This is a genomic window from Bacteroidota bacterium (assembly GCA_008933805.1).
In the GTDB taxonomy this organism is placed as follows: Bacteria; Bacteroidota; Bacteroidia; order UBA8524; family UBA8524; genus SB11.
Genome location: WBUH01000028.1, coordinates 13,278 through 27,840, shown reverse-complemented (window position 1 = coordinate 27,840; position 14,563 = coordinate 13,278). Strand labels below are relative to the sequence as shown.

The 14,563-nt window shown below is 38.2% G+C and carries 17 protein-coding genes; 12 read left to right on the top strand and 5 right to left on the bottom strand.

Translation table 11 applies throughout. From position 1 onward, the window contains the following. The first annotated feature begins 58 nt into the window (after positions 1-58). The 3 genes from F9K23_18425 to F9K23_18415 all read left to right on the top strand — a co-directional run bounded on the left by F9K23_18425 (position 59) and on the right by F9K23_18415 (position 5,399). Positions 59-955: a DUF1738 domain-containing protein gene (locus F9K23_18425; GenBank protein ID KAB2912899.1), complete on the top strand. Its 897-nt coding sequence runs from the start codon at positions 59-61 to the stop codon at positions 953-955. 740 nt (positions 956-1,695) lie between these two features. Then, entirely contained in the window at positions 1,696-3,711 is a 2,016-nt protein-coding gene (locus F9K23_18420; GenBank protein ID KAB2912898.1) for a T9SS type A sorting domain-containing protein, read from the top strand. Positions 3,712-3,758: 47 nt separating this feature from the next. Continuing rightward, on the top strand, positions 3,759-5,399 hold the full coding sequence (locus F9K23_18415; GenBank protein KAB2912897.1) for a gliding motility-associated C-terminal domain-containing protein: 1,641 nt from the start codon (positions 3,759-3,761) through the stop codon (positions 5,397-5,399). Positions 5,400-6,338: 939 nt separating this feature from the next. On the opposite strand, the gene F9K23_18410 is transcribed toward F9K23_18415, so the two are convergent. Genes F9K23_18410 through F9K23_18400 form a run of 3 tightly spaced genes read right to left on the bottom strand, consistent with a single transcriptional unit; the run spans position 6,339 to position 7,346 of the window. Continuing rightward, complete coding sequence (locus tag F9K23_18410; protein ID KAB2912896.1) at positions 6,339-6,518, bottom strand: hypothetical protein; 180 nt, start codon at positions 6,516-6,518, stop codon at positions 6,339-6,341. Positions 6,519-6,529: 11 nt separating this feature from the next. After that, complete coding sequence (locus tag F9K23_18405) at positions 6,530-7,072, bottom strand: hypothetical protein (protein ID KAB2912895.1); 543 nt, start codon at positions 7,070-7,072, stop codon at positions 6,530-6,532. Continuing rightward, positions 7,059-7,346, bottom strand: a complete 288-nt coding sequence (locus F9K23_18400) for a helix-turn-helix transcriptional regulator (GenBank protein ID KAB2912894.1) — start codon at positions 7,344-7,346, stop codon at positions 7,059-7,061. Before F9K23_18400 ends, F9K23_18405 begins: the two co-directional genes overlap by 14 nt. 431 nt (positions 7,347-7,777) lie before the next feature. Between F9K23_18400 and F9K23_18395 the strand changes: the two genes are divergently transcribed. Beyond that, positions 7,778-9,397, top strand: a complete 1,620-nt coding sequence (locus F9K23_18395) for a hypothetical protein (GenBank protein KAB2912893.1) — start codon at positions 7,778-7,780, stop codon at positions 9,395-9,397. 143 nt (positions 9,398-9,540) lie between these two features. Here the strand turns inward: F9K23_18395 and F9K23_18390 are convergent, their stop codons facing one another. Continuing rightward, positions 9,541-9,792, bottom strand: coding sequence for a hypothetical protein (locus F9K23_18390; protein ID KAB2912892.1), 252 nt, complete (start codon positions 9,790-9,792; stop codon positions 9,541-9,543). Between the two features lie 54 nt (positions 9,793-9,846). Between F9K23_18390 and F9K23_18385 the strand changes: the two genes are divergently transcribed. The 5 genes from F9K23_18385 (at position 9,847) to F9K23_18365 (ending at position 12,625) form a co-directional block, all read left to right on the top strand. Next, complete coding sequence (locus tag F9K23_18385) at positions 9,847-10,401, top strand: hypothetical protein (GenBank protein KAB2912891.1); 555 nt, start codon at positions 9,847-9,849, stop codon at positions 10,399-10,401. Between the two features lie 691 nt (positions 10,402-11,092). Further along, the gene (locus tag F9K23_18380) at positions 11,093-11,512 is read left to right on the top strand and encodes a hypothetical protein (GenBank protein KAB2912890.1); all 420 of its coding nucleotides are present in this window, start codon (positions 11,093-11,095) and stop codon (positions 11,510-11,512) included. A 55-nt stretch (positions 11,513-11,567) separates the two neighbouring features. After that, positions 11,568-11,888 carry a hypothetical protein gene (locus F9K23_18375; protein ID KAB2912889.1) on the top strand — a complete coding sequence of 107 codons (321 nt, stop codon included), beginning with the start codon at positions 11,568-11,570 and terminating at the stop codon, positions 11,886-11,888. Next, positions 11,875-12,147: a hypothetical protein gene (locus F9K23_18370; GenBank protein KAB2912888.1), complete on the top strand. Its 273-nt coding sequence runs from the start codon at positions 11,875-11,877 to the stop codon at positions 12,145-12,147. The genes F9K23_18375 and F9K23_18370 overlap by 14 nt, the downstream gene beginning before the upstream one ends. 4 nt (positions 12,148-12,151) lie before the next feature. Further along, positions 12,152-12,625 carry an ArdC family protein gene (locus F9K23_18365; protein KAB2912887.1) on the top strand — a complete coding sequence of 158 codons (474 nt, stop codon included), beginning with the start codon at positions 12,152-12,154 and terminating at the stop codon, positions 12,623-12,625. Between the two features lie 200 nt (positions 12,626-12,825). Here F9K23_18365 and F9K23_18360 read toward each other — a convergent pair whose 3' ends face one another. Then, positions 12,826-13,047: a helix-turn-helix transcriptional regulator gene (locus F9K23_18360; GenBank protein ID KAB2912886.1), complete on the bottom strand. Its 222-nt coding sequence runs from the start codon at positions 13,045-13,047 to the stop codon at positions 12,826-12,828. A gap of 53 nt (positions 13,048-13,100) precedes the next feature. On the opposite strand from F9K23_18360, the gene F9K23_18355 reads away from it, so the two are divergent. The 3 genes from F9K23_18355 (at position 13,101) to F9K23_18345 (ending at position 14,540) form a co-directional block, all read left to right on the top strand. After that, positions 13,101-13,496, top strand: coding sequence for a LytTR family transcriptional regulator (locus F9K23_18355; protein KAB2912885.1), 396 nt, complete (start codon positions 13,101-13,103; stop codon positions 13,494-13,496). Positions 13,497-13,616: 120 nt separating this feature from the next. Further along, the gene (locus F9K23_18350) at positions 13,617-13,973 is read left to right on the top strand and encodes a hypothetical protein (GenBank protein ID KAB2912884.1); all 357 of its coding nucleotides are present in this window, start codon (positions 13,617-13,619) and stop codon (positions 13,971-13,973) included. Between the two features lie 6 nt (positions 13,974-13,979). After that, complete coding sequence (locus F9K23_18345) at positions 13,980-14,540, top strand: hypothetical protein (protein ID KAB2912883.1); 561 nt, start codon at positions 13,980-13,982, stop codon at positions 14,538-14,540. Positions 14,541-14,563: the final 23 nt, after the last annotated feature.

The following is a 14,563-nucleotide window of genomic DNA, read 5'->3' as shown; positions in this document are numbered from 1 at the left end:
CCACCCACCCTGCATCCGCTAAACTTCAGTCATACATTCTTTATAAATCAATAAACGTATGACAACAGAACAAAAACAACGGAAAGATGTGTATCAGATTGTTACCGAGCACGTCATCTCTTTTTTGGAACAGGGTATTGTTCCCTGGCGGGTATCGTGGGTGAAGAACGGTATTCCACGTAATGTGGTTACCAGAAAACCATATCGGGGATCGAATGTTCCCCTGCTATCAGTCTATGGCTTTGACCGTAACCTATTTGTATCGGAGCAGCAACTCAACAACTTAGGTGGAACAGTAAAAAAAGACGCACGGTATGTCCTTTCTACATATTGGGAATGGAAGGATGCGACTGACGGTAGTGGAGAGAAGCGATCCGTATTACGGTATGAGAAGGTGTACAACCTTTCCCAGTGTGAAGGTATTACTGTATCGGGTATTGATGATGTGGTAGTTCCGCAAAATCCATTACTCGAATGCAAGAATATAGTAAAAGGCATGCCAGATGCTCCCCGCATTGAATATACAGGCAGTGCTACTGAGTATGTGGAGGATGATGATTTGGTTATCATGCCTCCCTCATCTGATTACACCACACCGGAACTCTTTTACTATGACTTGTTTAGGATGCTTATTCATTCTACGGGGCATGCGCTTCGGCTTGACCGCAAGGAGCTTGCAGAGCGTGAACCTGTGTTTTCCCGTGAGGCATTGATAGCTGACATCGGCGCGCATTACCTGTGCTTTCATGCGGGAGTAATGGGATTATTGGCTTTACCTAATACAGGGCATCTATTCGGATGGATGGAGCGGTTTACAGATGATGCGCGGTTGTTTGTGTTTGCCGCTAATCAAGCGCAGAAGGCAGTGGATTATATTCTGAATGGTGAATCTTCTCCAATATCTGATGGTAAACCACAGGAGGAAGCCGATACTGAAAACAAAAACAATGAGTAGATTACTTTATAAAGTCCGATGAGAATCGGGCTTTTCTGTTTACCTGCATAAATGTACTCCTTACCTATCTTTCTTTGCCTTTCACCATTTAATCCATAACATTACTACACTCATTACATAGTTTTGTATCAACAGAAACAAAAAGAATATTTTCCAATTAGATAGTGATTAGATGCTTTTCGTCGAAAAAGAAAAACGTGGAAAGACTTTCTAAGTAATGATTTCGTTAGATGAATAACACAACCATAATGAAAGCAAGAAACAAAGTGATTTTTGCATTTTTCCTTAAAGTTAAAAGAGGTTGTTGCACTTAATGCAAATGAAGCTACAAGCCGAGGGAGTAAATTTGAATAAACCTATACCGTTACATTATACGGTTAACAACATAAACTATGAAATCATATACGAAATAAGCGCCTAATCCTAATTTTTTTAATCATGTCTAAAAATGTACAAGTCTTTCATCTTTTAACATTAAGGAAAAGCTGAACTGTTAAACTTGAAGTGAATAAATGATTAAACATCAATGTTTTGGTAATAATTATCATAATTATTTATATAAATATTATATGACTTTTCTTACCCCATAAAGTTATTTATAACATGACGTCAGTATTAAAATATCAAACTTATTTGAGGGAAAGGAGGATTGATGAAGTAGATCAGAACAGAAAATAGTCAGAGTATTCCAAAATAAACAAAATATATTTTATTTCAAATTTTTAATAACTTTTAACCGTATGAAAACAAAAATCTTATTTTTTATATTCCTATTAACAACGTCTTCCTTATTTGCCGGGAATGGGACAATTTTTTTTACTGGGGGTGATATTTCATATTTTCCAGGAGGATCAAATATACCTACTTGGGTGAATAATTTAGGACATACACAATTGCTTAGTTCTGGGAATTACACATTAATTGTAACTGCTACTCCGAGCAATAAAGTTTTCAAATTGAAAGTGACATGGAAAACTGATTTCGGGACACAAACAGGTCAAGTTCAGGATGCTAATCCAAGTAATGCTAAGAGCGTGTCTGTCACACATGTAATTTTAGGAGGACCAAGTACTACCACAGACATAGCAGTCGAATTAAACCAATTAAATGTTGTTGATTTCTGTACAGAATATACATTAACATTTGACCTCAGGGATCAATTAAATCGAACAGTTGATTTATATGAGCATAAATTTAGAATACTTGATCGCCCTAATGATTGGACATTATCGGAGGCAGAAGCAGTTTGGAATAGTGCGGATATTACAATGAAAGATGACAACCTTGATTTTGGGGAGGAATCAAATACAAGATCTCAAACATTTGTTGCAAGCAAGGACTTATGGATTCGTTGGATAAATGACGGAGGTTCAACACATCAAAATGCAAAACACTCATTTGGCAATAACAGTTGGAATAGGGTATTTGCACGGGTTAGAAATAGGGGTTGCTCAACAACACAATCAGCAAACTTGCACTTGTATTGGACAGCAGCTCGTTCGTTTGAAATGTGGAAAGAACATTGGCTCAATTTTAGTTCCAATCCATCCGTAGCAGGGGCTAATTGGATGTACTATGGTAACAACCCATTGAACCCTCAGCATCCACTCGGGGGAGAAATAACAATAAATACCCCCTTGACACCGATGGCATCATATAATTATGCTGCTGCAACTAGTCCTGTTTCTCTTTCCGCGCTTGCGCCGGGTGAAGTTCGTGTCATCTCTCCAGTTGGTTGGAGAGCACCTAATCCTGATGCATTTAAAAATAATAACCAACTTAAAATACGCAGTGATGGCTGGCCGGTAATTTGTTTACTTGCAAGAATCGTCTCAGTAAATGATCCTATGCATAATGAGTCTGATAGGGATGTGTTTTGGAATATCGTCGATAACAATAACATCGTTTCTGTAAACACATTCTTAACTAATAATGATTTGACCTATGACCGAATAAACCCAGATGCACCAGTTGGGACACAAGGAAATTATCAATCACGGATGGGAATAATGTTTATCAATAACCCCACTATTTCTACTAGGACAGTCAAGCTAAGCTTTACTGAATTAGCAACCCTTAACACTGATACTCCCCCTGAATTTAACAATTATGGTTTTCCTGTTTTGGCAATGGATAGTCTACTCTGGAAAGCATGGGACGATGGCGGGCGGCAAGGCACTGGAATTTCAGTAATAAGCACTGGGCTTATTAAAGTCACTGATGTTGAGACAGGGACTTTGACAAATATTAGTATCGCATCCGGACAGCAACATCGTCTTGGTGTTATGTTTGAATATTATCGTGATACCGTTCCTCCTGATACAGTCTATAATTACTCTTTTAGCTTAGGAGAGTACGATTCAATCCCAACTGAACAAATACATACTCCTTCAATATTTTTAACATCAGTACTCGATACCGCAATACTTGATACCACTACTGCTGTTTATCAGAAAACTGATCCGACAACAGGCACTAATGCGAAAGAAAGTAGTATTGAATCACAATTTTATCCTAACCCTGCTATTGATAACACTAATGTTTTCTTTGAGTTACTTGAATCTAGCAATGTATCTATTTCAATAAAAGATATTTTTGGGCGAGAGGTTCTTTTGCCTGTTGATAATAAAACAATTGATGCAGGTAAACAACACTTCGTTATCGATGTTAGTAGCTTAGGTAGTGGAATATACTTTTGTGAGGTAAAAATTAACGGATACTCATTTACTCAAAAGTTTGTAAAGGCATCTCAATAAATTATATTTACAGTGTGTTGCGTACGCAACACACTGTTTTAAATTAAATGAAGTTTTATATTGTACTTCTTATTCTTCTGAATGGTTATATCGGGTTGTCACAAAACTTGGTACCCAATCCTAGTTTTGAAGAAAAACACATGTGTCCATTCAACTCAGTACAATGGAGAGATTTTGGGTCAATGGTCAAAGATTGGTATAGTCCTAATTTTCAAACTCCAGATTATTTTCATCCATGCAGCAGTAATCCTAGTAGTTCAGCTCCCTTTAATACTAGATTCTTTCCTTGTACAAATCATCTCATTGCCAAAGATGGGGAAGCATACGTAGGAATTGCGTTAGGAAAAAAGCAAGGAAATACACCTAACATTCTCGAATATATTCAGGTACAATTATTAAAACCACTTCATAAGAACAAGAAATATGTCGTTAGTTTTAATATCGCCTTGAACGATTGCAGTGGCTTTTCATACAGTCACTTTGGGGCATATGTATCAAAACAACTAGATACAAACTATATTTCCTATCCAGACACACAATGCTGTAGATTTATACCTCAAATAGAACCTCAAATTTATTCACCTGAAACCATAATAAATACAAATGGATGGAAAGAAATCAAAGGTGTCTTTTCCTCATCCGGTGGTGAGCGATGGCTAACTATAGGAATGTTTTCTGACTCACAGCTTCCCACCCCATTGGATACGATTGTTAATAAACATATCCCATACGCTTTTATTGATGCTGTCTCTATTAAAGAAATTGAACCTATTTTATGTACAGACACCATAATCTGTTCGGGTGATTCAATACTATTACATACTCTATATTCTAATTGTGTATGGTCTTCATCCTCAGAAAAGATTGATACATTGAGTCTTAACGACTCTATTTGGCTAAAAATAGACAGCCTTACTATTATTTACTTACATACCCTCGATTCCTCTTATAATATAAGAATCTATCCTGTTGAAAAACCTATTGTTTCAATGCCAAGTGATACAATTAAATGTATAGGTGAAACCATTTTTATTTCTGCTTCAGTTGATTCAACAGATAATAATTATATCTGGTCAACAGGCAACCAAACAAATCAAATTGCGATCAACGACACAGGGATGTATTTTGTGACCATTACAAATCATGGATGCGTGATAAAGAAATCAATTAATATACGTCTTTATCAACCTCCCCTTTTTGATTTAGGGCGTGACACTAGTATTTGCTTTGAAGACAGATCATATACACTTTCGGCTCCACTTTTAAAATCGTTTCTATGGTATCCGAACAAAGAAACTACGCAAGTTATTACCGCTTATTCACCAAATTTGTATACAGTAGAAGTTACAGATTATAATGATTGCAAATATGCTGATAGTGTTACTTTATTTGATGGCTGCATATTCCCAGCATATATACCCAATGCTTTCAGTCCTGGGCACAAAGACAATATAAATCAATTCTTTAAGCCTTTAATAAATAATGTTAACTTTTATAGCATGTCAGTATATAATCGATGGGGTGAGTTATTATTTGAGTCGAACCAATATGATTTAGGATGGGATGGCACATTCAAAAACATAGACTGTCCTGAGGGTGTGTATTTTTTTCTTTTACGGTACTCACAAGTATATGTTTTAGGGGAGAGATTTCTTGCTCAAAGCGGGTCTTTTACATTAATTAGATAGCTACCACAGAAAATATCTTTTTTCTAATGGTGAATATTTTTGCCCATCATGTTCAAATGATATATTAAACATTCGCTCGCAATCTTTGTTTTCCCTTGTCTTACAATTTGATGTGGTTCTTTCAGTATCCCAACTAATATTTTGAAGTGTATCAATAAAATTTGAATCTAGATTAATAAAAAGATAGTTAAAACCTGAAAGATCTGAGCCTTTATAAAATTCGTCAGCTTCATTAAATTGAAATTGGTAGATTTGTTTTCCATTCGAGTCTACCAATGATTTAAATCTATTACCAATATATAAGCTATCTACAACCACCCCGTTTACACCACTGATTGTTACAAGATATAAATGATTTGAGTCAATCGAACTATAATTAGTTATATAAACAGGGAACGAAGGTGTCGAAAAGCATAAACAGTCGATTTTCTCTGATTTACACGAGATAAGACTACATGCAATTACTAGACAAATTATGAACAACAAGTAATTTTTAGGAACGCGCATACGTTGATAACGATAAAAATTAAATTTTATTACACATCATAGCTTTACACCCAAGTTTCTTCCTTCAACATTTTGAAACCTTTGCCAGGGAAACCTGAAAGTGAAAATTACAGAAAAGATTGTTATCAGAATTCATTATGCCTATAGTATTTCAATACTTGCATCAACATAAGACTGAAATAGAATAACCCCAAGACACTCGAATTTCTGCTTTCTAAAAGTTCAAAAAAAACAACTCCTTAAGAGTTGTTTTTTTTGATATAACTGCAATAGTCACTACTTGACCTGAAAGTAAGGAATATAACTCACCAGTCATATATTTTGTCAATATTCCAACACTTGCTGTTTAGTGCTTTTGACTGAGTAGATAGAGCATCCTGTTCTTTTTTAGAAAAATGAACTTGTATTCAGTTTGATTTCTTATCTGTTTTATTATTTTGTATTCCCTTCACTTTCCACAATCTTAAATTCCGTGTCAGGCTGATGGTATAGGACAAGATACCTGGCACCTGTTGCAAGTTCCTTAATATGTCCTGCCCTGTACCAGCTTATTTTTTCTTCACCGTTTTCATCGATGTATGTTTTCTTGGATAGAATGGCGTAATTTTTCATATTTGTAGTAGTCATAAGTCCCACATTCGGTAGCAGAGTTCAATACAGGCTGCCGCCTCAAAAATTTTGAAGTAGTAGCCCGATTTGTATTTCACTTCCCTATTGAACTCTCGTTTCAGTTCCGGCTTTGCATCGCACAGAGCGTACATCAAGGCTAATCGGTAGCTCACACCTTTGACGGAATATCGGCTTCGCAAATCCCTTATGGTATAGGTGTACACAGGGGTGTTGCTGTCTTTAGCAAGTTGCACGATAGCTTCTTTGAGTTCCATAAGACCGCTTGATTGCGTATTTGCCTTTGGTATCTTTAAGGCAATGGCGTGGATTGAATACTCTGTCAGGTGTTTTTCAATGTAGCGAATTATCGTGTGCAATTTTTGCGGTGACCACGTTCCACGGAAACGGCAGGTTTTCCATTCTATCAGTTCACCGTTCTTTTCTATCGCAATACCAAGATGTTTTGTTCCGGTGCTTATTCCGATGATGGATTGCGGTGGTTGCATGGGTGGTGTAAAGGGTTTCAATGTTTTAGTGGTGTCATCATATATTTTCATACATGGTAGTGTTATCGGTTTCCTTCCGTTCAGATACATATAAATCTTCGCTGACTGCATACAAGAGGTCATAGTACAGGTCAAAGGGGCTGACTTGGAAGATGACGCAGAGCTTGAGTACATTGATTAGTCCGGGGAGCAACTTACCGTTTTCCCAAAGGGAAATATGGGTAATGCTCACACCGAGTTTCTTTGCTAATCGTTTTTGGGAGTAACCGTTAATTTTTCGATGTCGTTTAATCGTATTCGGAAATTGTCGACCATCAAGTTCCATACTGACAATGTACAAGCCAAAGCCCTCGCAAAATAGGAGGGCTTATTTTAATGCAGTTAAAGCCTACTGTGGAAAAGTGAGGCGGCATACCGCTTAGATAATAACGCAGGTATATAAGATATTTCTAAAGTTTTCAGAAAGGGTTTAGTGCAGGTTAAATACGCCCTTCTTTTATTCTTTCAAGAATCTATAACAATAAGGGGTATTATCAATTATTCCTTTATCTGATACACTGGTTATGCTACACGAACACCATTTACCCGGTGCCACAATTGAATCTAAAGATGGGCAACGCAGGTGTTCGTGTAGCAACGATACCGGGAAGCGTTGCCCTTCTTTGGATTTTAATCCCTCCTCTCGCTTTGCGTCCGACAGCGATGCCCTCGACTATCTCGCCAATTTATTAGTGAAGATATTTTTAAGCCAGCACCATGTCAAAAACAAAACCAACCGACCAACTGAATAAACGGGCTGTTATTTATTGCCGGGTATCCACCAAAGAACAGGTAGATGAAGGTAACAGCTTGGTAACTCAAGAACGACACTGTAAAGAATATGCCTTTAAAGAAGGCTATGAAGTTGCGCATATTTTTATTGAACAAGGCGAAAGTGCAAAGACGACCGACAGGCCGCAGCTTCAGCATTTGCTTGATTTCTGTTCCAACAGGAAAAATAAAGTTACAACTGTTCTTACCTACAAACTTGACCGTATTTCCCGCAATACGGATGATTACAGTCAAATACGCATCTTATTAAAACGGTATGGAGTGGAAATAAAATCCATCACTGAATATTTTGAAAACACACCGGCGGGGCGGTTTATGGAAAATATAATTGCCAATGTTGCCCAATTTGATAATGATGTAAGAACCGAACGAAGCGTTGGCGGAATGCGTGATGCCATGCGTGAGGGGCGGTATGTGTGGTCAGCACCTATTGGCTATGACAATGTAAAAATCGGCGGAAAAAGCACCATTCACCCGAATGAAATGGCCTCGCTTGTAAAGCAGGCCTTTAAAATGGTTGCAAAAAATATTTGTTCTGTGGAAGAAGTAAGACGGAACATGTTGGACGCTGGTTTAATGACTAAACGGGGTAAAAAACTCACAAAGTCATACTTCTATAAAGTGCTGAAAAATAAAGTATATATGGGTCAAATTGTAAAGTTTGGAGAACAACACCCGGGAACTTATGAAGCACTCATTCCCGAACATCAATTCCAACAGGTACAGTGGGTCTTAAAGAACCGCGCGAAGCGGAGTTACCTCTATTTGACGGAACATCCTGACTTTCCATTGCGACGTTTTGTATCTCATGCTGAAACAGGGAAAAAACTCACCGGAGGGTGGGCGAAAGGCAGAAATAAGAAGTTCCCCTACTATTACTATTCCGGCAAGGGAAAGAGTTTTAAGCGCGATTTTTTGAATGACAAGTTTGCAGCCTACGTAAATAAATTCAGTTTAAAAGGCGATAAGTTGGAGGAGTTTAAAGAAAAACTTCGGGAAAACCTTACCAAAGAACAAAGTGATGCGCTATTCAGACGTAAAGAACTGGAAAAAAACATCACAATGCTAAATGAAAAAATTGCCTCTTTGATAGATAAAAACTTTCAGGGATATATTAATAATGAAGTATTAGGTCGCCAATTGGATTTGACCCAAAAACAATTGCATGATGCCGAGGCGATGTTGGCCGATATACCTAATCAACTTTGTGATGTTGATGATATGGTTGATTTTACGGATGAATACCTAAAAAATCCGGGAAATTGTTGGTTAAATGCAAATCCATCGCAAAAAATTTTGCTTCAATGGTTCAAATTTCCAAAAGGTATAACCTTCGACGGAGAGAACTTTCGAACCACTGAAATAATCAATATTTTCAAGGTAAAAAGGAGCTTTTTAAACAAAAAGTCTCCTAAGGTGCACTCTAAGACTGAAACTTTGAACCATACTTCTATAACAGGGGAATTACCCATTACTGTTTATTATCAAATAGCTAAAGAAATAAACTTCCTACAATCAATTTTTGAAGATAATAAAGTTGTATAAATAATAAAATATCGTTATGTAACGGTGCTACATAAATCAGGTGTTTTATGATGTAAATTTCAATATCATAGATATGGCCTTATAGACTGTTCTCATTTTATTTAGGAAATTTTAATTCATCGCCTCATAATTCTCTAATGTCTTTAATCCTCTTCATCATAGTTGAATTCTTCCCATCCAGAACCATCGCAGGTTTTACACTCCCCATCTCCCCCACAAACAGTGCATTCATCTCGTTCAATAGTAGATACGACATTTATAACTTTTTCCATTATGTCTAAAGGCTCATAGCCTTCCCCCTTACAGTGCTCGCAGAGCCCATTTCCCTTAACTGTTAAATAGTACCATTCTTGCTCTGCACAATCGGGGCATGTTCGCCTTCCCTCTTTTGCCATATTTATTATTTTTTGTAAATATAATATCCACCCTGCTTTTTGTACAATGTATTAATGAATAATTTTGAACAAGAGTTATTGAAGGGGGATAGCGCTGAAAAATATAAAAAAAGAGTTGAATGGGAAAAGTCTCGCGCCGCACTTGAGAAAATTACTGACAAACTTGGACTTGGAATAGATGAGGACATTAAAGATACTGTTGCAACACTAAATGCGATGGGCATTCCCACTACCTCTTCATGTGCAGGGCACACAAATCGAGAGGGGGAAGGATTTGGACTACCATATATACAAGTATGTGCACCACGCCCAAAAGACTGGCAAGAGAATATTGAAGCCCAAAATCTTTGGATCGAATCAAATAAAAACACATACGAAAAGATGTTAAAATTACTGAATGAATTTTATAAGAATAGGTTTGTTGAATCAGACGTACGACTCATATTGCATCCAATCGGAATTTTTGGTGGATTTCATTTGAGAAATTCAAGAGAGAAACAACCTTTAGACTCAAACGATGAAAATAGAATAAAAAAAGTTATAGAATATCAAAATGAAATGAAGGAATTTGGGGATTTTATAAATGACAAATTCATGAATACATTTTAAAAGAAAAGCAAAAATACCACAAAGACTGTTGGTAATTGAAACTGGAGAAAAGAAATTTACTCTGAAAGAATCCAATAAAAAGCCCAAGTAGGCTAATACGACACTTTTTTAACTACGTTCAATATCCTCTTGTGAAAAGGATATATTCTGGCCACAAAAGGGGTGTTTTGTTTTAAATTCAATTCTTCCTCATAAGATTGTGAAAACCCAATTCTTTCCCCTCTGCTCCACTGCTTTTAGACCCATGCCGTTATCACTGGCACGGACTAAAATTATCCTCAGAATTATTAAGCGGTTTCTGTAAGGTAAATTGCACAAAGTGTATTCAGTTTTCGTGCCTCAAAATCTCATACCCTTTACCGGTTTTATAACAGAGTAAAATCCTCTCCACGCAATCCGGGCCTGCTCACCCGGATTTTTGCTTTGACTTTCTTTTTTTTGCCTTTTCTTCATCTTCTTTTTTTCACCCTCAAGGGGCTAAGCAAATTTCAATCCGCCCTCTTGTCAAGGCCGAAGCCTTCGGTGTATTCACATTTTTTCTTTCGCGCCTCATAAAAAATATGACCTACAGCCTTGCCAATTCCGCTATACCGCACGATGGGAGTTTGCTTATCCCTTTCGGGGGAAATGTTTTTTGTTGAGAGAGAACCTTCCCGCAAAAGACACACAACAGTAAAAACTATTTAAAACCATGAGTACACCCAAAACAAACGGCAACGGTGCGAAGGAAGTAACACCCGCCACAGCAAACAAAACGACCACACAGCCTACCGCTGAACAACTGAAAGCCCAAGCACAAAAAGAACAGGCGCAGTACTTTGACGGTTTAACCGACCTTGTCTATAAGCGTGCACGTTTTCAGGAGCATAAGGATGCGGTGTCTGAATTGTCTTTTGAGAAAGCGCACGAGGACATCTTTGAGCATACTAACCAGTACGGGGGTATGATTGTGCTAAAAGACTTCAACCAAAATTCGTATGAAATCAAAAACCCTAAGTTGGTGATAGAGTTGCGTAACTACTTGCTTGCTCTCTTTGACGGCAAAATCACGGATTTGGAAAACGGCATTTTTTTGTATTCAGAACAAAAGAAGGCAACCCCTGCCGCGTAAAAATTGGCACACCACCCGTCTTGTGGCGGGTGGTTTCTTTAAACTTCAAATTATTATGATGGCACAATCCTACTTTGACCGATTGGAAACCTTGCTTAAAAACAAGCGGCTGATTGAAACCAAAATAGACCAGCTCACATTTCTTACCTCTACCGATATTATTTTTAAGCAACCCCGCACCACATTTACCCTTGTATCAGGTGTGGGAGATTATGAAAAGGTGTATTTCAAGCTCACCACTGATAAAACTATACTGCGTTCCCTTCGCTTTCTGCTTAGGATATATAACAAGCGATTGGCAAAGGTAGAAGCGACTATCCGCGAAGAGTACCCCGAAATGCAAAACCAAAACTCAAACAACCATGAACACGAATAGTCCTTTTGACCGATTGGAACAGCTTACCCGCAAACGGAGAGTGCTTATCAACCGCAAAGAACGGTTGGAAGAAATCACCCTCACTCCCGAAGGCGACTATACTGCCATACTTAGACTTGAAGGCAGTAACGGCAATGAGTTCACCATAAGCAACTCCAAATTCTTACACCGCTTTTATAGCGAACTCCATACGGGCTATGTACAGAAAATACAGGCCATTGAAAAACAGATAACGGAACACAAACACACTAATAAGTAATACTATGACAACCACGACAGAAAAAACACAGGAATTGAAAGATACCAAAGAACCCCGCCCCATAGACCAAGCGCGGGAACGGTTGAAACTATTAAGCCTTGAAGTGAAAGACCTAGTTGATGACGGCACGTTTGAAACTATAAACGACGCCATTATGGAAACCCTATACAAAAGCCGTGAACATAGAACCTTTAACAGCTTTATGGGATGGAAACAGCAAGGCAAGCAGGTGAAGAAAGGCGAAAAGGCATTTTTACTGTGGTCGAAGCCAAAGCACGTGCCTAAAGAACCTGTTACCGATGAACTAAACGAGGAAGCCGACACAGACCATGCGAACCCTACCCAAGAAGAGTATCGGTTTTATGGTATTGCGTACTTGTTTTCTAATGCGCAGGTGGAAGATATACCACAACCTGTAAATGACAACCCAGAACCTGAACCACAGAGCAAGGAGTTGGAACCCCTGCCTTATGAATAACGGCTACTAAAGTATTTCTATATCCTGTATAGGGTATGTGAGGCGAACGGCTCTCTACGGGGCCGTTTTTGCCGCGCGGGGAAAGCGGCAAACCCTTGTCTCTTTATTTTTCTTTTGGGTAAGGGTTTTTCTTCTGTGTGATTTTCTTTCGTTAACATCCCCGTCCAATCCCAATTTCCTGTTAACTCAATGAAAATACTCTAATTGAGCCTATTAAAAAATGTTTTCAAGTCAGTTTTAAGGTATGTACACACTGCTTCAAGGGTACTTACAGTCATATTTGCTTTCCCTGTTTCTATTCTCCCAATATGGATATTAGTATCGTTATAAAATTCTTCTTGGGTAATGCCCTGCTCTATTCGGATTTGTTTTATCAATAACCCGATTTTTTCCAGTAACTCTTGATTCCGTAGGTAACCCATAAGGGCAAGGTTGATAATTTAAGAAACTTTATTAATGACGAAATCGTCAGAATGTGTATTTTTGGTTTCTTTTAATTGTGAAAAGCGTATTTCACCATATTACCCCTGTCCCCAAAATCGCATTGCCCACTGCGCAGGGGTTTTCGTTTATCGCTTTGACGGATATTCTATACTTCAAAGCAGATAATAACGAGGCGTTGGTGTACTACCTCAAACCGTATGACACCAAAACCCACTCAGCAGTTATCTTCAAGCGTTTGAGCGATATAGAAGCTGCTCTCCACTACAACGGCTTTTTACGTATCCGTCGCAACTACCTCATCAACACTTACAACATAAAGCAGGTAAACAACCGGGCAATTGTAATGGCCAATGATGAGACATTATATCCGTCACGGGATAGGGGTAAGGTGGTAGAAGCGTATTTGAAGGAACATTTTTACATCTGATTTTACCGTTTACCTTGTTTGTTCTACCCTTCACCTATCTTTCTCTACCGCTTACGGGTTTCGGTAGGTGGGGTTGTGTGGACATGATAGTTTTGTCCGAAACAATCAAATTCTATCGGTATGAAACAGCTAACTATTATTTCTTTTGTCATAGTCATTTTATTCAGTTCTTGTTTTGGGGTGCATTCGGGAACGTTTCAATCGTCGGCACAACTCAGTTCTGCTAACTACAAAATCGTTAAGCGGGCTGCACAAGGCAAGGCCACAACCACTGTTGTACTGTATATGGGTGGTCTTGGTAAAGAGGCCCTTGTAGCAGAAGCAAAAGAAAATCTAATGCGTGAGTACAATGTATCGGACAAGCAGTTGCTTGCCAATGTAAGTGTGGACTTTAGAACAATTACTACTCCCCTGTATTTGGTGATGTGGCAACGACAATGTACGGTGACGGCAGATATTGTTGAGTTTGTTAAATAACCTGCTATGAAGTGTAAAAGATATATCACGCTATTAGTTGTGGTATCGTGTTTTATTTTTTCCGGTTGTTCTAATGGTAAGCTCACACGCAAAAAAGCAGCACAACTGATTGAAAATTTCTACGAATATCCCAATGTGGAAACGGTGAGCCTTAATCTAAACGTAACCGTTGCCAATCACTATACAACACTGATAAGAGAGGGGTATCTATCAGTACCGCACTATTACGGTCTTATGTTTCCGGACCTGACGGTAACTGACAAAGGTATGCGCTACCGATATACAGGAACTGAAGGCACCCAATTTGCAACCAATATGCGGAAGCTGAAAGAAGTAACCTCAATATTGTTTGATGATGGAAACGAAACCCGGGCAACGGTGGAGTTTACATGTGTGCGTTATGATATTACGCCGTTTGGACACCACAAGAATTATAAGGAACACGATGAGGTAACGTATTCGGTCAAGATGGCAAAGTATGATGACGGCTGGCGGATTACTACGCCAAATGGAAAGAATTACAAAGAGGCTGACTTTCCTGATGTTGAGGAGTTTTTAGAGAATTAAAGAACGGTAGTGCATTTGTATAC